At 66.5% G+C, this 17,518-nt stretch carries 16 protein-coding genes; 11 read left to right on the top strand and 5 right to left on the bottom strand.

Annotated elements, in window-relative coordinates; genetic code table 11:
• The first annotated feature begins 1 nt into the window (after nt 1).
• From AXYL_RS06805 to AXYL_RS06780, 6 genes are read left to right on the top strand one after another with little or no spacing between them, the layout of a single operon-like run.
• Nucleotides 2-1,228, top strand: coding sequence for a serine hydrolase domain-containing protein (locus AXYL_RS06805; RefSeq protein WP_013392056.1), 1,227 nt, complete (start codon nt 2-4; stop codon nt 1,226-1,228).
• A 48-nt stretch (nt 1,229-1,276) separates the two neighbouring features.
• The gene (locus tag AXYL_RS06800) at nt 1,277-2,536 is read left to right on the top strand and encodes an ABC transporter substrate-binding protein (protein WP_013392055.1); all 1,260 of its coding nucleotides are present in this window, start codon (nt 1,277-1,279) and stop codon (nt 2,534-2,536) included.
• Nucleotides 2,537-2,580: 44 nt separating this feature from the next.
• Nucleotides 2,581-3,462 carry a branched-chain amino acid ABC transporter permease gene (locus tag AXYL_RS06795; protein WP_013392054.1) on the top strand — a complete coding sequence of 294 codons (882 nt, stop codon included), beginning with the start codon at nt 2,581-2,583 and terminating at the stop codon, nt 3,460-3,462.
• A complete protein-coding gene (locus AXYL_RS06790) occupies nt 3,459-4,472 on the top strand; it encodes a branched-chain amino acid ABC transporter permease (protein WP_013392053.1) in 1,014 nt (337 codons plus the stop codon). The genes AXYL_RS06795 and AXYL_RS06790 overlap by 4 nt, the downstream gene beginning before the upstream one ends.
• A complete protein-coding gene (locus AXYL_RS06785; protein WP_013392052.1) occupies nt 4,469-5,185 on the top strand; it encodes an ABC transporter ATP-binding protein in 717 nt (238 codons plus the stop codon). Before AXYL_RS06790 ends, AXYL_RS06785 begins: the two co-directional genes overlap by 4 nt.
• The gene (locus AXYL_RS06780) at nt 5,185-5,889 is read left to right on the top strand and encodes an ABC transporter ATP-binding protein (RefSeq protein ID WP_013392051.1); all 705 of its coding nucleotides are present in this window, start codon (nt 5,185-5,187) and stop codon (nt 5,887-5,889) included. Before AXYL_RS06785 ends, AXYL_RS06780 begins: the two co-directional genes overlap by 1 nt.
• A gap of 16 nt (nt 5,890-5,905) precedes the next feature.
• Here AXYL_RS06780 and AXYL_RS06775 read toward each other — a convergent pair whose 3' ends face one another.
• The 4 genes from AXYL_RS06775 to AXYL_RS06760 all read right to left on the bottom strand — a co-directional run bounded on the left by AXYL_RS06775 (nt 5,906) and on the right by AXYL_RS06760 (nt 10,972).
• Nucleotides 5,906-6,961 (bottom strand): hypothetical protein, encoded by a 1,056-nt coding sequence (locus AXYL_RS06775; protein WP_013392050.1) that lies wholly within the window; start codon nt 6,959-6,961, stop codon nt 5,906-5,908.
• 52 nt (nt 6,962-7,013) lie between these two features.
• Nucleotides 7,014-7,361: a YbaN family protein gene (locus tag AXYL_RS06770; RefSeq protein WP_013392049.1), complete on the bottom strand. Its 348-nt coding sequence runs from the start codon at nt 7,359-7,361 to the stop codon at nt 7,014-7,016.
• A gap of 71 nt (nt 7,362-7,432) precedes the next feature.
• Nucleotides 7,433-8,020, bottom strand: coding sequence for a biliverdin-producing heme oxygenase (locus tag AXYL_RS06765; protein ID WP_013392048.1), 588 nt, complete (start codon nt 8,018-8,020; stop codon nt 7,433-7,435).
• 15 nt (nt 8,021-8,035) lie between these two features.
• Nucleotides 8,036-10,972: a TonB-dependent receptor gene (locus tag AXYL_RS06760; protein ID WP_041652608.1), complete on the bottom strand. Its 2,937-nt coding sequence runs from the start codon at nt 10,970-10,972 to the stop codon at nt 8,036-8,038.
• A gap of 313 nt (nt 10,973-11,285) precedes the next feature.
• On the opposite strand from AXYL_RS06760, the gene AXYL_RS06755 reads away from it, so the two are divergent.
• The 5 genes from AXYL_RS06755 (at nt 11,286) to AXYL_RS06735 (ending at nt 15,064) form a co-directional block, all read left to right on the top strand.
• Nucleotides 11,286-11,825, top strand: coding sequence for a sigma-70 family RNA polymerase sigma factor (locus AXYL_RS06755; protein WP_013392046.1), 540 nt, complete (start codon nt 11,286-11,288; stop codon nt 11,823-11,825).
• Nucleotides 11,818-12,780: a FecR domain-containing protein gene (locus AXYL_RS06750; protein WP_013392045.1), complete on the top strand. Its 963-nt coding sequence runs from the start codon at nt 11,818-11,820 to the stop codon at nt 12,778-12,780. Before AXYL_RS06755 ends, AXYL_RS06750 begins: the two co-directional genes overlap by 8 nt.
• 394 nt (nt 12,781-13,174) lie before the next feature.
• Nucleotides 13,175-13,495 carry a type 1 fimbrial protein gene (locus AXYL_RS06745; RefSeq protein ID WP_013392044.1) on the top strand — a complete coding sequence of 107 codons (321 nt, stop codon included), beginning with the start codon at nt 13,175-13,177 and terminating at the stop codon, nt 13,493-13,495.
• Nucleotides 13,496-13,620: 125 nt separating this feature from the next.
• Entirely contained in the window at nt 13,621-14,127 is a 507-nt protein-coding gene (locus AXYL_RS06740) for a sigma-70 family RNA polymerase sigma factor (RefSeq protein ID WP_013392043.1), read from the top strand.
• Between the two features lie 7 nt (nt 14,128-14,134).
• Entirely contained in the window at nt 14,135-15,064 is a 930-nt protein-coding gene (locus tag AXYL_RS06735; RefSeq protein WP_013392042.1) for a FecR domain-containing protein, read from the top strand.
• A gap of 39 nt (nt 15,065-15,103) precedes the next feature.
• Here the strand turns inward: AXYL_RS06735 and AXYL_RS06730 are convergent, their stop codons facing one another.
• Nucleotides 15,104-17,515, bottom strand: coding sequence for a TonB-dependent siderophore receptor (locus AXYL_RS06730; protein ID WP_013392041.1), 2,412 nt, complete (start codon nt 17,513-17,515; stop codon nt 15,104-15,106).
• Between the last annotated feature and the right edge of the window lie 3 nt (nt 17,516-17,518).

Genomic DNA, 17,518 nt, shown 5'->3' with positions numbered 1-17,518 from the left:
CATGGCCACCGCCACCTTGCCCCAAGCGCCAGACGGCGTGGCCCCGGCCATCCACGGCTATTGCGATCCCGCGTTCGAGCCGGTGCGCGAGGCCTTCGCGCGCAACTTTCAGGATGACGGCGAACTGGGCGCCTCCGTCGCCATCGAGGTCGACGGTTATCCGGTGGTCGATCTGTGGGCCGGATGGACGGACCCGGAGCGCAATCGACCTTGGCAACGCGACACGGTCTGTATCGTGTTCTCCAACACCAAGCCGGCCACAGCGTTGTGCGCCCATATGCTGGCCGAAGCAGGCGAACTGGACCTGGACGCGCCGGTTTCCCGTTACTGGCCCGAATATGCCGCGGCCGGCAAGGGCGACACCACCCCGCGCATGCTGCTCAACCACACCGCGGGCCTGCCTGCGCTGCGCGAGCCCTTGCCCGCGGATGCCGCTTTCGACTGGGAGGGCATGACCGGCCGGCTGGCCGCCGCCGCGCCCTTCTGGACCCCGGGCGAACGCGTGGCGTACCACGGCCTGACCTACGGCTGGCTGGTTGGCGAGCTGATACGCAGATTGGGGGGCTGCATGCCAGGCGATTTCTTCCGCCGCCACATCGCGCAGCCGCTGGACCTGGACTTCTGGATAGGCTTGCCGGAAGCCGAGGAAGCGCGGGTCGCGCCGATCGTGCCGCCGCCCGCACCGCAAGCGCCGTTCAGCCCCTTCGAGCAGTCGCTGAAGGACGAGCCCGACAGCCCTACCGCGCTGTACGCCAAGAACACTGGCGGCTGGCGTCCGTCCGGCTTCAATAGCCGCGCCGGCCACGCCGCCGGGCTGTGCGCCGCAGGCGGTATTGGCAACGGGCGCAGCCTGGCGCGCTTGTACGGCACGCTGGCGCTGGGCGGCGCGCGCGACGGCGTGCGCCTGCTGCGCGAGGACACCCTGGTCACGGCCACCGCCCTGTCAGCGCGGACCGATGACGACGCCTGCCTGCGCGTGCCCTCGCGCTATGCCTGCGGCTTCATGCGCCAGATGGACAACCGCGCGCTAGGCCTGGACAGCGCCTGCTTCGGCGACCAGGCCTATGGCCATACGGGCGCTGGCGGATCGCTGGCTTTCGCCTGGCCGCAGCGCCGGCTTTCATTTGCCTACACCATGAACCGCATGGGCCGCACGGTGCTGCTCGATGAACGCGCGCACCGCCTGGTGCGTGCGACGCATGCCGCAATCGGCGGTTCGCCTGGCTGATTGCGACGCGGCACAAACAAATCACAAAAATACTGGAGACAAATCCTCATGAGCACGAACTTTCCCTATCGCCCGGCCGCCCTGCGGCACCTGTTCGCCGCGGCCGGCGCCACCCTGCTGGTCCATGGCGCGGCCATAGCCGCGGAGCCCGTCAAGATCGGCTACCTGATTCCGCTCTCGGGCAGCGCGACCGCCTCCATCGGCAAGGACATGTCGCGCGCCACGCATCTCGCCGTCAAGCACATCAACGACGCCGGCGGCATCCAGGCGCTGGGCGGCGCGCAACTGCAACTGGTCGAAGTGGACACCCGCGGCGACGCCAAGGTCGCCATGACCGAAGTCGAACGCCTCATCACGCGCGAGAAAACGCCGGTGTTGCTGGGCGCCTTCCAGAGCGGAGTGACCTTCCCCGCTACCGCCGTCGCGGAAAAGAACCGCGTGCCATGGGTGGTGGACCTGGCCGCCAAGGCCGACATCACCGAGCGCGGCTTCAAGTATGTGTTCCGCCCCACGCAGATTCCCGCCTCGGGCAATGCAGAGAGCATGGCGGACTTCATCGACTATGCCGGCAAGACCACCGGCAAACCCGCCAAGACGGTGGCCATGGTCTACGAGAACACCGACTGGGGCCAGGACATGGCCAATACGCTGCGCGCCAAGTTCAAGGCGGCTGGCATCGACTTGGTGCTGGACGAGGGCTATCCGCCCAACTCGCCGGACCTGCGTCCGCTGGTGCTCAAGATCAAGGGCAAGAAGCCCGACGTCGTCACCGTGACCTCCTACGGCGCCGATGCCGTGCAACTGCACAAGCTGCTGGCGCAGATGCGGGTCGGCTCGACCTACGTGGGCAGCGCGGCCGGCCAGATCGACAGCACCTTCATCCCGCTGGTCGGCAAGGACATCGCGGGTAATGTCTACACCACCAACGGCTGGGCTGGCTACGAGTCGTCCATCACCACCCCGTTCGCCAAGAAATTCTGGGATGACTTTGTCGCCGCCTACAAGGTCGATCCCAACGAGCTTTCGGTCAGCGCCTACGCCGCGGTCTGGGTCATCAAGGATGCGCTGGAACGCGCCGGCCGCGCCGATCCCGAAGCCATCCGCGACGCCCTGGCCCGGACCAAGCTGCAAGGCACCGATCTGAACAAGCTGGTGGGCTACGACATCGTGATCGACGCCAAGGGCCAGAACCCCGAAAAGCGCTACGTCATGCAGCAGATCACGCCCGACGGCCAATACCGCACCGTATGGCCGGAGAACCTGGCTTCCAAGTCGTACAAGATGGTCTGGCCCGCCGCCCAGCCCTGACCGACCCGGCGCGGCGGCGCCCCGTTATCGCTAGGAGCTCTTCCTTGACCACTACCCTACTCCAGGCGCTGCTGGGCGGTATCGCCAGCGGCGCCGTCTACGGCCTGATCGCGCTGGGCCTGAGCCTGCAGTTCGGCGTCATGAAGATCATCAACTTCGCCCATGGCGCCTTCCTGATGATGTCCATGTACGTCTGCTTCGCGCTGACCAGCCACTTTGGCCTGCACCCGCTGGCCGCCATGCCGCTGACGGCCCTGGCGCTGTTCGCGGTCGGTTATGCCTGCCAGCGCTGGCTGATCGACGGCATCTACCGCAAGGAAAGCTCGCGCGAGCCGATCGGCGTGCTGATCTTCACCACCGGCCTGTGGATATTCCTGGACAATGCCTTCCTGGCGCTGGCCGGACCCGACAGCCGCACCATCGATGCGCCTTGGGCCAACGAGGTGTGGATGCCTGGCGATCTGATCTTCACCTATCCGCAGATCGCCGGCCTGTTCTTCGCCTGCCTGATCACGGCGGCCTTGGTGCTGTTCCTGCGCCACACCCGCACCGGCCGCGCCATCCGCGCCACCGGCCAGGACCGCGAGGCCGCCAGCGTGCTGGGCATAGACAGCACCCGCGTCTACCGGCTTTCGTTCGCCATCGGCCTCCTGGTGCTGGGCGCGGCCGGCGCGCTACTGCTGCCGCTCTATCCGGTCAACCCCTTCGTTGGCGACATCTTCGGCCTGCGCGCCTTCGTCATCGTGGTGCTAGGCGGCATAGGCTCGGTGGCGGGCGCGTTCTGGGGCGGCATCCTGGTCGGGGTGCTGGAATCGGTCGGCAGCCAGCTGATCCCCATCACCTATGCCGAGGCGCTCATCTTCCTGCTGTTTCTCGCCACCATGTATTTCCGGCCCAGCGGGCTGTTCGGCGTGGAGAACGAATGATGGCCAAGAAAAAAATGACTTCGGCAGCCGCCATCGCCGCCCTGGGCGTGCTGGCGCTGCTGCCGCTGGCCAGCGGCAACCAGTACCTGTTGTCGGTAGGCGCCATGACGCTGCTGTATGCCTACCTGGCGCTGTCGTGGAACATCCTGGGCGGCATCGCCGGCCAGCTTTCGCTCGGCCACGCCGCCTACTTCGGGCTAGGCGCCTACACCTCGACCTGGCTGTTCGTGAACCTGGGCATCAGTCCCTGGCTGGGCATGTGGGCGGGCGCCGTCGTGGCCATGGGCGCCGCGCTGGTCGTGGGGCTGTCCTGCCTGCAACTGCGCGGCGCTTACTTCGCGCTGGCCACGATTGCCTCCTGCATGGTGCTCAAGACCCTGGTGGAGAACGCCGACACCCTGCTGGGCGGACCGCGCGGCATGGAAGTCACGCTGCTGCGCGACGCGCCGCTGTACTTCCAGCACACCGGCAAGGCCTTCTATTACCTGGTGGCGCTGGCGTTCACCGTCGCCGCGCTGCTGGTCAACCGCCACGTGCTGCGCAGCCGCTTCGGCTACTGTCTGACGGCGGTGCGCAATGACCAGGACGCAGCGATGGCGCTGGGCGTGCCGGTGCGACGCTACAAGCTCACGGCCGCCATGCTGAGCGCGGCCATGACCGCGCTGGGCGGCACCTTCTATGCCCAGTTCGTGCTCTACATCAGCCCGGACAAGGTCTTCGGCGCCAACCTCAGCGTCATCATCGCCGTGGTCTGCATCATCGGCGGACGCGGAACGCTATGGGGTCCGGTTCTGGGAGCCCTGTTGCTCCTGCCCGGCGAAGAACTGGCGCGCTCCCTGACCGGCGGCATGGTGGGGGCCGACATGATGTTGTACGGCCTCCTGCTGATGATCGTCATCCGACTGGAGCCGCGCGGCCTGATGGCGATACTGGCCCGCGCCCGTGCGCCGCGGCGCCGTGCCGACCCGCCAGTGAAAGCTGCCGGCCCCGCCATGGGAGGCACGCCATGAACCTGCTCGAATTCCACAGTGTCAGTCGCAACTTCGGCGGCGTGCGCGCCTCGGACGAGGTCAGCTTCACGGTCGGCGCCGACGAAATCGTCGGTCTGATCGGCCCCAATGGCGCCGGCAAGACCACCCTGTTTGCCATGGCCTCCGGCTTCGTACCGCCCAGCAGCGGCGAGATCCGCTTCAACGGCGCCCGCATCAACGGCCAGGGTCCCGCACGCATCTGCGCCGCCGGGCTCGCGCGCACTTTCCAGATCGTCAAGCCCTTCGGCGATATGACCGTGCTGGAGAACGCCATGATCGGCGCCTTCCTGCGTCACCGCGCCCCGGCCCAGGCCGAGAAAATCGCGCAAGCGGTGCTGGCCCGCGTCGGCCTGGCCGGACGCGAGCATCAGGTCGCCCGCACGCTCACCCTGTCGGGCCGCAAGCGGCTCGAAGTCGCCAAGGCCCTGGCCACCCAGCCTCGCCTGCTGCTGCTGGACGAGGTGATGGCGGGCCTGACGCCGGTGGAGACCGCGGAAATGGTGGCGCTGATCCTGTCGCTGCGCGGCGACGGTATCAGCGTCTTGGTGATCGAACACAATATGAAGGCCATCATGCAGCTCTCCGATCGGATCGTTGTCATCCAGCAGGGGCGCAAGATCGCCGACGGCCTGCCGCTAGCGGTCGCCAACGATCCGCTGGTGGTGCGCGCCTATCTGGGGGAGGCCGCCTGATGCTGGAAATCCGTCAACTGGACGCCGGCTACGGCGATGTGCAAGTGCTGCGCGGCGTGGACATGGACGTGGGCGAAGGCGAAATCGTCAGCCTGGTCGGCGCCAATGGCGCCGGCAAGAGCACGCTGATCCGCACCGTCATGGGATCCCTGCCCGCGCTGGCCGGCGAAGTCCGTTTCCTGGGCGAGCGCATCAGCGGCCTGCCCGCGCATATGGTGGCGCGCCTGGGCATGGCCCAGGTCATGGAAGGCCGCCGCCTGTTCGGCCACATGGACGTCGAGGACAACCTGCTGGTCGGCGCGGACGTACTCCGCGACAAACGCCGCAGCCGCGACAATCTGGATTGGGTCTATCAACTGTTCCCGCGCCTGCGCGAACGGCGCCGGCAGCTCGCGCGCTCATTCAGCGGCGGCGAACAGCAGATGCTGGCCATCGGCCGCGCGCTGATGACTTCGCCCAAGCTCCTGCTGCTGGACGAGCCGTCCATCGGACTGGCGCCCATCATGGTCAAGGACATCTTCGACAAGCTGCCGCTGATCAACGCGCGCGGCATCACCATTCTGCTGGTGGAACAGGACGTGCACCGTTCGCTCAGCATGGCCGCGCGCGGCTATGTGCTGGAGCATGGCGAGATCGTCATGTCGGGGCCTGGCGCCGAACTCCTGGCCGATGAAGGGCTGCGCCGCGCCTATCTTGGGGTTTGATGCGGCAGTCGCGCCGTCAGGCCAGGTATGACGCGACCTCGGCACGCGTGAGATAGCGCGTGAACGTCATGGACGGCTGCTGCGCCTCGTGCATGGCGCCGTTGAAGCCCGACCAGTTGCGCTTCATGCCTTGATCCGTCTCCAGCGCGATCAGCACCCGCTTGCCATGGCGCGATGCGTTGTGGCGCAGCGACGCCTCACCCCAGGCAAAGCGCATGGCGTCGACCAGTTCGCCATTGGCGTAGGCATCGGCCTGCAGCCATTGGAAATCCGCGGTATCGCCGTCCTGGTCCGGCTCGCGCGCCGCGATCTCGCGCTGCACGCCCAGCGCCTGCGCGTGCTCGCCGATGATGATCTGCAGCAGCGTGAACGCGTGGAAGTTGTTGTTGACGGCATGCGCCCGCGCGACAAAGCCCGTCATGGAAGCCGGCAGCAGCACCACCAGTTCGTCCTCGTAGCCCAGCTGCGAGGCCAGCCATAGATAGTGCAGGTTCTCGAACGGCAGGCTGTCGTTGCTGGTGGCCATGGGATGCAACAGCGCCATCAGGTCCGTGTCGGACACCAAGCCGGCGTGATTGCCCCGGTCGCGCAGCGCCATGGTCATCATCGGCAGCACCAGCAGGTCCGCCGCCTGATGCAGGGCTTCCACTTCCCAGCGCCGGTCCGCCGGCACATCGGCCATTCTTGACCGGGCGTCCAGCCAGGCCCTGCGGTCGGCCTCCTCCACCTCATCGTCGTCATCCTCGACTTCCTGTGCGCAATATGGGCTCAGCGTTTGCAGCCACTGCCGCAACAGGTCTTGCAGGACGGGAAAGAGAATCGCCGGGTCGGCGCCGTCTTCCACCAGCGAACCGCACATCAAGGCCACGGCGGCAGCGCGGCCGGGGTGCAGCGCGGGCAACAGACCGGCGCAGGTCCGCAGGCTGGCGGTAGCCTGCCCCGGCCTGCGGGCCTGGGCAAGAAAGGCGCTGACTTCGGGGCGCTGGAAAAACTGCTCCAGAGGGTCCAGATCATCGGCGGCGGTGACCGGAGTGCAAAGCGCAGCGGAGAATGTCGTGTCGGAAGCGGGCATGGAGATGGGCAGGCATGAAAATAGCGGCGTTCGCCTTGCGGCAGCCCGGAGTTTACTGAAGCGGCTCCGGACGCGACAGCACCCAGCCGGCGCACGCCAGCATGCCCAGCCCCACGCCCAAGGCCAGCCACCAGGCGGGATGCGCGCCCCAGGCAAAGCCGGCGTAGCCCAGCGCCATGCCGGCCACCGCGTAGCGCTTGCCCTTGCGGCTGATCGCGCCTTGTTCACGCCATAGCCTGAGCGTGGCGCCGAAGCGCGGATGCGTCAGCAGCCAGCGTTCCAGCCGCGGCGAGGACCGCGCAAAGCATGCCGCCGCCAGGATCAGGAAGATGGTCGTCGGCATGACGGGCAACAGGGCGCCGATCACGCCCAGCGCCACCATCAGGAATCCCAGCAGCATCCACGCGGCGCGCACCGGCCCGCTACGGCTGACGCGCTGCGGGCGCGCGCCGCAACGCGCCCAGGCGCGGCTCACGCGAATTCCTGCTCGACATAGCCGCGCACTGTCCCGAATGCAGCCTGGGCGCCCGTTACGACGAGTTGCTCCTGTTCCGGCGTCAGCGGCACCGCGTCCAGGGCCGCCGCGAACCCGCGCCAATGCCGGGCCACGCCTTCGGCATGTCCGTCCAGATGGCGCGCGCCAAAATCCCGGTCCAGACCCAGCCGGCTACCGGCCAGCTTGTAAAGAACGGCCGCGCCCAAGGTCGAGCCTTCGGACACGTACAACCATCCCAGCGCATGCGGCAGGGGCGTGGCGGCGCCGGTGACTGATGGCGCGGACGGCGCGGCGGCGCCCAGGTCCGCCAGGTCCTGTGCGACCCGATCCAGGCGGCGCCGCTCGCTCAGATCGGGCAGCAACGCCGCCAGGTCGGCCCGCGCATAAAGCGCGTCGACATCGCGCATGAACCGGTACTGCACGCGCAAGAAACCTGCATACCGCTCGCGGCTGTCGAAGATGCCGGCGTCCATGATGCGGCGGTCCAAGGTATCGTGCGTGGACGTCGTGAGCGCCTTCAGGCGCCGGGCCCGGTCGGCAAGGGTGGGGGATGCTTGTGTCATGGCTGGCTCCTCGGGTTAGAACCTGGTCTGCAGCCCCACGCGCAGCGTGCGGCCGGGCGCGGGCATGAAGCTCATGGCCAGCGGATCCAGGTAGTAGCGGTCGGTCAGGTTCTGCAGCGAGACATTCACAACGGTGTGCTCGCGCAGCTTGTAGTTCAGGAACAGGTCGAACAGCGTGACCTGGTGGTAGACCAATTGCGGCGTGGTTGCTCCCGTCTGCCAGGGTTTATCGGCCTTGGCTGTGGGGCCCGAGGTGTAGGTCATGCGGCCGCCCACGGTCAGCGTTTCATTGAAAAAGCGCAGGCCGGTCGTCAGGTTCACCGCCAGTCTCGGCGGGTTCTGCGTGTTCGTATAGGAACCCATGAAGCTGCCGGGCGTGCAGTTCGGCGTATCGCCGGTCTTCTGGTATCTGTTCGCAGCTGCCCGCAGGCGCGCCGCGAACGCCGCATCGCAGGTCTCGGTCTTCAGGTAGTAAGTGGCCGACAGGTCTGCAAACACGCGTCCGGCGTCGTAGCGCGATTGCAGCTCCAGGCCGCTGGTCTTGTAGCTATCGGCGTTGCTGAACCGCATCAGGCCGTTCATGCCTGGCGAGGGATCGTAGTAGCGGGTGATGTAGTTCTTGATATTGTTGTTGAAGTACGCCAGCTTGACGGCCGCCGAATCGCCGTCCGTCAGCACATTGCCGCGCAGCGTGCTGGCGCCGACCTCCCAGCTGTTCGAGCGTTCGGGCTTCAGGCCCTTGCCCGGATCGGTCTGCAGCACTCCGCGGCTCGTCTCGAACAAGGACGGCAGGCGCAGGCCCTGCGTGTAGGACGCATAGACGAAGGTATCCGGCACCAGCTCGAAATTGAAGCCCGCCGACGGCGCAAAGCCGCCGCCGCTACTGCGCTGCTTGCCGGAATAGCCGAAGCCCGTGACCACCTCCGAGATTTGCGACGGGTAGGCGCGGGTCTCGGTCGCGCCGAATTCGTCGAACCGCACGCCTTCATAAGGATTGTTGGTGTTGCCGAATACGATTCCGTTATTGAGCCGGGGATCCGTGGCGTCGGTGTACTGCCCGTTCTGGTCAGGGAACCACATCATGTTGCCCCAGCCTCCCGGCTTGGACACGGACACGTAGCGCAGCTCGCGCTCCTCGCGCCGCGCGCTCGCGTAAACGCCATTGTCCTTGTTGGTGTAGTGGCTGTAGCGGCCGCCGCCCCACAGGGTCAACTTGTCGGTCGGCTTGTAGTCCAGCTGCCCGCTGAAGCTGAACTCCTGCCTGGAGGCGTCGCGCAGCATGCGGTTGGAGTTGATATCGTGCTGCGTGGTGACCACGCCTTTCTGCGGGCGGATGTCTTCGATCTGGAACGATCCGCCCAGAGCCAGCTTGAAGTCGCCCACGCCTGTCTGGAACCGCGAGGTATTGCCCAGGTCGCCGCCTATGCGGCGGTCTGCCTGCCGGGTCCAGTTGCGGTCCGAACGGTACGCCTGCGAAGCCGGCGCAAGCACCGAAGTCAGTTGGCTGGTCTTGGCATCGGTCATCCACAGGTTGGCCGTCAGGTCGACCAGTGGATTGCCCGCCGGTTGAAAGTCGTAGCGCGCCGTGTAGGTATCGATCTTGGTGTCGCTCAAGGGGTACTGATAGATGCCCGCGGTCCCCATGCGAAAGATGTCCGACGGCATGATCTCACCCATGCGTCCGTCGAAGCTGCGATAGCCCAGCTTCAGCGTATGGCCGTCGGCCGGGCGTATCGTCGCCTTCAGCAAGATCGACTCGGTGTCGGCCGAGGAATTCAGTATTTCTTCCCCCGCGTTGTACACGGTGGCGACGCTGTCCTGCTCGTCGCCATATTTGTCGTAGACGCGATAGCGGTCCTGCCCGTTCTTGCCGCTGAAGTAATTGCCCTGGTTGCGGCGCGCATAGGCGGCAACCAGATCCAGCTTGTCATTCGTGTACCCCAACGCGATGCTGCCGGACTCCGCCCGCGACCCTAACAGGCTGCCCCGGCTGTCGTGCGGCGGAGACGCCAGGCTCCCCTTGCGGGCGTTCGGGTCGCGATAGGCGGGCGCGACGCCGTTGTTCCACGCATCGCCCGTCAGGCGCACGCCGAACGTATTGCCATCCACCAGGATGTCCTGGATCCCGATGGTCTGCATCTCCACCGAACCGCCTATGGCGCCGGACTTGATCGAGGGGCCCTTGTTGATCGTGACGCTGCTGATGAGGTCGGCGTCGATGTAACTGCGCTGCTGCGTACCCGCATAGCCCCGGTACACGTCCAGCGCCTGTTCCGAACCGTCCACCCGCACCGCCACGCGGCTTTGCCCCTGGATGCCCCGGATGTTCACGTCCAGCCCGCCGCCGTTGCGGCTGTCGCCCACCTGCACGCCGGGCACGCCTTTCAACAGGTCCCCAGCCGAAACGCGGCCAAAGCGGTCGATGTCTTCGCTCGACAGGTACACGGAGGAACGCGGTGCGAGGTAGACCTCTTTCTCGGGCAGGGCGTCGGCGGCTATCAGCACCGAAGGCAAGGCGAATGCACCGGCGGACGCCCCCTGCGCAGGCGCCAGCGCGTAGCTGCCGTCCTGCCGCGGCACTAGCCGCAACTGCGTGCCCGCCAGCAGCGATTGCAAGGCGCTGCGCACCGTGTAGCGCCCCGCCAAGGCAGGCGCCGTCAAGCCGCGCGTCAACGCCGGGTCGAACGACAAGAGCAGTCCCGACTGGCTGGCGAAACTGCCCAGCGCCGCGCCCAGCGATCCAGCGGCAATGTCGTAATTGCGCGGCGTGGGATCGTCCAACCTCGCGGCGGCGCTTGCCGGCGCGGCGGGAGCGGCTGCCTGCGCTTTCTGCACGGGAGCGGCGACGGTAGCAGCAGGCAGGCCGATCAGTGCGCAACGCAGCGCAAACGCAGCCGGGCGCAAGCGCCATGGGGATTGAGGTCCGGGGGAAGAACGGCGTACTCGATGCATGCTTTTCCTAACTCGTGGGGTCTGGGTCCCGCGCCTGGCGCGAGTTCTCAGACCCCTTGCCGCACGAGATCGGAAAAGGGATATGTTTTTTGCGGAATTATTTTTCGCGCGTAGCCGACCGCGCGGATCGCCGCCATCGAAATCGTCTGATCCAGCCATGGAAACAGGGCTTGCGCTGTTGCTTGCTGACTTCACATCGCCCCCTGAATATTGCGAAGCGCCAAAACCTGAATGATAATTGTTTTTATTCAATTGCCAATACTGCATTCGGTCAGGTCCCTTCCTGGCGCTGCCTGAATCGCCCGTCCCCGTGATGACCACCCCAAGTCCATCGTTCGCCGCCCCACAGCGCGACAGCATCGCCGCCCTATACATCGAGAACCACGCCTGGCTGCGCAACTGGCTGGCCTACCGGCTGCACTCCTGGGGCGCGGGCATGGCGGACGACCTGGCTCACGACACCTTCGTCCGCATCCTGGCCAGCCGCAGCGATGCGCGGCGCGAGTCCATCCAGCAGCCGCGCGCCTACCTCACCACCGTGGCCAAGGGCGTGTTGTTCAGCTGGATGCGCCGCCAGACGCTGGAACGCGCCTGGCTGGAAGCGCTGGCCGCGCTGCCCCAGCCGCAGCACCCATCGCCCGAACGGCAGAGCATCATCCTGGAGGCCCTGCACGAGATCGACGCCATGCTCGACACGCTCAAGCCCCGCATCAAACAGGCTTTCCTGATGGCGACGCTGGATGGCATGAAGCAGCAGGAGATCGCGCGGGCGCTGAAGGTGGCCGTACCCACCGTCAAGGGCTACATCCACAAAGCCTATCTGGCGTGCCTGAGCCTGATCCCCGATGAATGACGCCGCCCTCGCTCCGCACATCCTCGAGGAAGCCGCCACTTGGCTGCTGCTGATGCAGGACGCGCCGCTCGCGCCCGCCCAGCAGGCCGAATTCGAACGCTGGCGCGGCAGCAGCAGCGATCATCAGCGCGCCTGGAAGCGCGCCGAACGGCTCCTTGTCCGCATGGGCGCCCTGCCGCCCGTCCTGGCGAAACCCACGCTGCAGCGCCCCGCGCACGCGGGCAGGCGCGCCATGCTGCGCAGCCTGGTCGTCCTGCTGGCGGCGGCGCCCATGGGCTGGCTGGCGTGGCGGCATCAAGCCTGGCGCGAATGGTTGGCGGCCGACTACGTCACGGCGGTGGGCGAACGTCTGGACATCAAGCTGGAGGACGGCGCGCAGATCGCACTGAACACCGACACCGCGCTGGACATACGCTACGACGAGCGGCAACGGCTGCTACGCCTGCGCCGGGGTGAAATCCATATCGCCACCGCGACAGACACACAGCGTCCGCCGCGCCCCTTCCTGGTGCAGAGCGATCATGGCCTGATGCTGGCGCTGGGAACGCGCTTCACCGTGCGCCAGTTCACGGACTGCACGCTCCTGACCGTGTACCAAGGCGCCGTGCAGATTCACCTGGACGGCGCCGGCGCCAGACCCGGCGCCAGCATCATCGAATCCGGCCATCAGGTCCGGTTCGACCGCGATAGTCTGGGCGCAATCGAAGCAGCGAACGCCAACGCCCTGGCCTGGCGCAAGGGGCTGCTGGTGGCGGACGACATGCCCGTGCGGCAATGGGCGGAAGAACTGATGCGCTACGGCGACGAGCGCATCGAATGCGATACGTCTCTGCGCCCCCTGCGGGTCTCTGGCGCCTTCCCCATCAACGACCTGCCACTGGCCGTCGGCATGCTGGCCCAGACCTACGGCCTGCGCACGCGCCGCGATGGACCCCGCATAAACATCAGCCGCTAGGTATTGATTTTTCTCAACGACCTGCCACAATGAAATCACGCATTACCGTATTACCTCTTGGCCGACAATCCGTTCCTGGTCCCTGACCGCCTCCGCGCCTTCCAACGCGCGCTCAAAGGAGCCCACGATGCCGCCGATACTCCTCCCCTCCGTTCGCGTAGCGAGCCGGTCCTTCCCCCGCACCAGGTAGTAGTCCATACGCCGAGTTTCGGCCGCCCCGGCATTTCGCCGAGTGGACTGACGCGCCTGCGTCACGGCTGCAAGCCGGCATCGGCTCGCGCACTCGAACACGGCCACCGACGGCTTGCGGTTAATTTTCGCCGTCGGATGCCGTAAATGAAGTGAAGACAGACATAGCTATCCCCTCCGTTCCCAGTCGCAAGGAGTTGCTGTCATGTCCAAGCTCCAATATCGCCTTTCCCTGCTTTTGCTGTCCGCCTCCAGCATCCTCCCCGCTGCCCACGCCGCGGATGGAACCATCCACTTCCAGGGAGCCATCGTCGAGGCGGCTTCGTGCATGCCGCAGGTTCAATCCCGAAAAGTAGCGGTCCGCCTGGAATGCGATGCCGAACGCGCCCGCGCCGCCGGCAAGCCTGCCCGCGACCGCGTAAGCGCCAGCCGCGTGCAGGTCGACGTGCAGCCCGTGTCCCTCAAGGCGTCGCAGCCTGGGCAGAAAGATGCCCAGGGCTACATCGTCACGCTCGCCTACCTGTAGTCATCAGTGCCCGCAATCTGGCGGCCGTGCGCGCTGCCGGATTGCCTGCGCTTCACCCTTGCCATAAAATGCGAAACAATCTTATTTGCATTTAGGCTGCTACCGTCAGCCCAGGGGAGAAGCCCATGGAGGCTGACAACTGCGATCCGCGCCAGCAAGTCGGCACGCTGTACCGCGACCATCACGCATGGTTGCAGCATTGGCTGCGCCGCCGGCTGGGCAATGTGGGCGACGCCGCAGACCTGGCGCATGACACCTTCGCGCGCATCCTCGATTCGCGCCTGCCCGCGGTGCTGCATGAACCTCGCGCCTATCTGACCACGGTGGCCCGCGGCATCCTGGTCAACTGGTATCAGCGCCGCGCGCTGGAGCAGGCCTATCTGGAGGCATTGGCGCAACTGCCCGAGGACCAAGCGCCCTCGCCGGAACGCCAGTTGATCGTCCTGCAGACCCTGCACGAAATCGACGCCATGCTGGACGCCTTGCCGACGCCGGTGCGGCGCGCTTTCCTGCTGTCGCAGATAGAAGGACTGACGTACGAAGCGATCGCCGACAGGATCGGGGTATCGCTCATCACCGTGAAGCGCTATATGGCGCGCGCCTTCCGCCTATGCCTGGCGTGCATGGAGTGAATCGCCGATGAGCGCCGTGGACGACTCCATCCTCGACCAGGCCGCCGAATGGCTGGTCGTCATGCACGCCGGCGCCGTGTCGGCCGACGACCGCCGCGCCTGGATGGACTGGCGTGCGCGCAGTGCCGCGCATGAACAAGCCTGGCTGCGCGCCGAGCGGCTGCTGGGCACGCTAGGCGACCTGCCCCCCGCGCTGGCCATGCCGGCGCTGGACCGTCCTGGCTCCCGCCGCGCGGCCCTGGCCAAGCTGGCCGCCCTGCTGGCGGTGGCGCCCGCAGCCTGGGGCGCCTGGCGCTGGTCGGAAGCCGAGGGCTGGACCGCCGACTACCGCAGCGCCACCGGCGAACGCCGCGAGATCCGCCTCGATGACGGCACGCGGCTGACACTGAACACCGTCTCCGCGGTCGACGTGCGCTATGACGCCAACCAGCGCATCGTCCTGCTGCGCGCCGGGGATATCTACATCGAGACAGCCGCCGATCCACGCCCCTTCGAGGTCCACACGCGCGATGGCAGACTGCGGGCGCTGGGCACCCGCTACACGGTGCGGCTGCAGCAGGACGGGACGCGCCTTGCAGTACAGGAAGGCGCGGTGCGCATCGCCACTGGACACGACACGCTGGTCCTGAACGCCGGCCAGCAGACTACCTTCTCGGCGCGCCGCATCGACGCCGCTACCCAGCTGGATCCAGGCGCCATCGCCTGGACGCGCGGCATGCTTTTGGCCGACGGCATGCCGCTGGGCCTGCTGGTGGCCGAACTGGCGCGCTACCACAAGGGCGTGACGCGGTGCGATCCAGCCGTCGCCGCCTTGCGCGTGTCCGGCACCTTCCCGCTAGCAGACACCGACCGCTCACTGGCCATGCTGGCCGCCACCTATCCGGTGGCAATCGCCTCGCGGCTGGGCGGCTACTGGATCACGGTAGGTCCGGCCTGAGACCGACGGGACGCAGAACGCGTCCCGCCGCTTGGCCCTTCACCACTTGTACGACACGTTGGCAATCACGCTGCGCCCTGCACCCAGCAAGCAGGCATTGTTCAGGAAGCAGCCCGCCACGTAGTACTTGTCCGTCAGGTTCCGCACATTGACCGACGCGCTCAAACCCCTCAAGGACGGATTGGCGCGGCCGAAGTCGTAGCCCACCATGGCGTCCACCAGGGTGTAGGCCGGCACCTTGAAGGTGTTCTGCGCGTCGCCATAGCTGGAACCCGTATAGCGCACCCCTGCCCCCAACGTCAGGCCTTCGAGCGCGCCGCTGGACAAGGTGTAGTCGGTCCACAAGGACAACAGATGCCTGGGCACGCGCACCGGGGCCTTGCCCTTGTTGCTCAGGCCCGCGAAATTGGGATTGTCCTTGGTCACTTCCACGTCGTTGTAGGTGTAGGAGGCGATCACGTTCAGCCCGCGCACCGGGCGCAGCACGCCCTCCAGTTCGATGCCGCGCGACGTCACCTCCCCTTCCTGCACGCTGAACGAGGTGTTCTGCGGATTGGTCGTCAGCACATTCTGGCGCCGCAGATCGAACGCCGCCAGCGTCACATAGCTGTCCGAGCCCGGCGCCTGGTACTTCACGCCTACTTCGTACTGCTTGGCCTTCTCGGGCTTGAACTGGGCGCCGCTGATGTCCGTGCCCGTCAGCGGTGAGAACGACTCGCTATAGCTCACATAGGGAAAGAAGCCGCTCTCGAAGGCATAGCCCAAGCCGGCGCGGCCCGTGAAGTCCTCCGCCGCCGTATCCTTGCGCACGTCCCGCAGCACATCGGTGGTGCGCTGGTTGACCCAGTCATAGCGGCCGGCCAGCGTGGCTACCCACTGGTCCAGCTTGACCTGGTCCTGCAGGTACACGCCCAACTGGCGGCTGCTCTCGTCCGTGCTGAGCAGCGAGGTATAGCGCGAGGTGTCGATGCTGACCCGCACCGGGTGATAGATATTGATCGGCGGCGCATTGCCCGTTTGCGTATCCGCGGTGCGTTTGCTGTACTGATAATCCAGTCCGACCAGCAAGGTATGGTCCAGCGCGCCCGTCGCGAACTTGCCCACCAGCCGGTTGTCCGCCGAGTACGTGTCGCTGTCGTAGTCGCGCAGCTGGTAGTAGCGCGCAATGTCCGTGCCATTGATCACGCCGCTGTTGCGGAACAGCTGATCCTCGTAGCCCTTGAAATGGCCATAGCGGAAATTCTGCTGGAAGGTCCACGTGTCGGAAAACGCGTGGCTGAGCTCGTAACCGATATTGGTGAGTTCGCCCTGCTCCTTGTCGAAGCCGGGCTGGTTCAGCGAGCGATGCCGCGGCACCCGGCCATTGGGGTTGGAGCCGTCCAGCAACGAATAAGGCAGGTTGCTGGTGAACAGGTTGCGGTTGCGCTGGTACGAAGCCAGCAGCGTCACCGAGGTGCGCGCGCTGGGCGCCCAGGTCAGGCTGGGCGCCACGTATATGCGGTCGTCCGGCACGCCGTCGATACTGCTGTCGGCGTTGCGGCCCAGGGCGACCAGCCGGTAAGCCAGCGTGCCCGGCTCATCGATCACGTCGCCGATGTCCATCGAACCCTGGACCCGGTCATGGCTGCCCGTGGACAGTCCGACTTCCCGATGCGATTCGAACAAGGGGCGCTTCGACACGAAATTGATGATGCCGCCCGGCGAGCCCTGCCCGTACATCACCGACGAGGGTCCCTTCAGTACCTCGATACGGTCCATTCCATAAGGCTCCGGCGCGAAATACCCGGTATTGCTGTTGCGCAAGCCGTCCGTGTAGGCATTGGTCGAAATCTGCTGGAAGCCGCGCACCATCAGCGTATTGTCGGTGGGGTTGTCCCCCGCCACGTTGGCATAGACGCCCGCCGTGTAGCTCAGCGCATCGCTCACCGTCTGCACGCCCTGCACCGCCATGCGCTCCTGCGTCACCACGGAAATCGACTGCGTCGTCTCCATCAAGGGCGTCGCCGTCTTGGTCGCGGAAGTCGCATTGCCGACCAGATACGGATTCGCGCCCGAGTAACCCGCCGCGCCCGTCACCGTGATCGCCGGCAACGTCGCCGCGTCCGACACCGCCTTGCGCAAGGTGTAGCTGCCATCGGCGCGCGGCACCATCTCCAGCCCGCTGCCGGCCAACACGCGCCGCGCCGCCTCGGCCCGGCTCAAATCCCCGGAGACGCCGGGGCTTTGCAGGCCATCCGTCCAGGACGGCTCGAACGCCAGCGAAATCCCCGACGCCAGCGCGAAGCTTGCAATGGTCTTGCCCAGCGGACCGGGCGGAATGTCATAAACCTGGCGCGCCTGTACAGCGGCGGCTGCGGGAGCGCCCTGCCCGTGGACCGCGCCCGCGGTCAAGGTGCCGGCCAGCACAGCCATGGAAATCGCGCGGCGGCGCCTGATGGAGGGGGAACGCATGCA

Origin of the sequence: Achromobacter xylosoxidans A8 (assembly GCF_000165835.1) — a bacterium.
In the GTDB taxonomy this organism is placed as follows: domain Bacteria; phylum Pseudomonadota; class Gammaproteobacteria; order Burkholderiales; family Burkholderiaceae_B; genus Achromobacter; species Achromobacter xylosoxidans_B.
This window is presented reverse-complemented; position numbering and strand designations above follow the sequence as displayed.

Bases quoted from the DNA above. Each gene is read 5' to 3' on its own strand.
- AXYL_RS06805 (WP_013392056.1), top strand. From the start codon at position 2: ATGGCCACCGCCACCTTGCCCCAAGCGCCAGACGGCGTGGCCCCGGCC.
- AXYL_RS06800 (WP_013392055.1), top strand. From the start codon at position 1,277: ATGAGCACGAACTTTCCCTATCGCCCGGCCGCCCTGCGGCACCTGTTC.
- AXYL_RS06790 (WP_013392053.1), top strand. From the start codon at position 3,459: ATGATGGCCAAGAAAAAAATGACTTCGGCAGCCGCCATCGCCGCCCTG.
- AXYL_RS06785 (WP_013392052.1), top strand. From the start codon at position 4,469: ATGAACCTGCTCGAATTCCACAGTGTCAGTCGCAACTTCGGCGGCGTG.
- AXYL_RS06780 (WP_013392051.1), top strand. From the start codon at position 5,185: ATGCTGGAAATCCGTCAACTGGACGCCGGCTACGGCGATGTGCAAGTG.
- AXYL_RS06775 (WP_013392050.1), bottom strand. From the start codon at position 6,961: ATGCCCGCTTCCGACACGACATTCTCCGCTGCGCTTTGCACTCCGGTC.
- AXYL_RS06770 (WP_013392049.1), bottom strand. From the start codon at position 7,361: ATGCTGCTGGGATTCCTGATGGTGGCGCTGGGCGTGATCGGCGCCCTG.
- AXYL_RS06765 (WP_013392048.1), bottom strand. From the start codon at position 8,020: ATGACACAAGCATCCCCCACCCTTGCCGACCGGGCCCGGCGCCTGAAG.
- AXYL_RS06760 (WP_041652608.1), bottom strand. From the start codon at position 10,972: ATGCATCGAGTACGCCGTTCTTCCCCCGGACCTCAATCCCCATGGCGC.
- AXYL_RS06755 (WP_013392046.1), top strand. From the start codon at position 11,286: ATGACCACCCCAAGTCCATCGTTCGCCGCCCCACAGCGCGACAGCATC.
- AXYL_RS06750 (WP_013392045.1), top strand. From the start codon at position 11,818: ATGAATGACGCCGCCCTCGCTCCGCACATCCTCGAGGAAGCCGCCACT.
- AXYL_RS06745 (WP_013392044.1), top strand. From the start codon at position 13,175: ATGTCCAAGCTCCAATATCGCCTTTCCCTGCTTTTGCTGTCCGCCTCC.
- AXYL_RS06740 (WP_013392043.1), top strand. From the start codon at position 13,621: ATGGAGGCTGACAACTGCGATCCGCGCCAGCAAGTCGGCACGCTGTAC.
- AXYL_RS06735 (WP_013392042.1), top strand. From the start codon at position 14,135: ATGAGCGCCGTGGACGACTCCATCCTCGACCAGGCCGCCGAATGGCTG.
- AXYL_RS06730 (WP_013392041.1), bottom strand. From the start codon at position 17,515: ATGCGTTCCCCCTCCATCAGGCGCCGCCGCGCGATTTCCATGGCTGTG.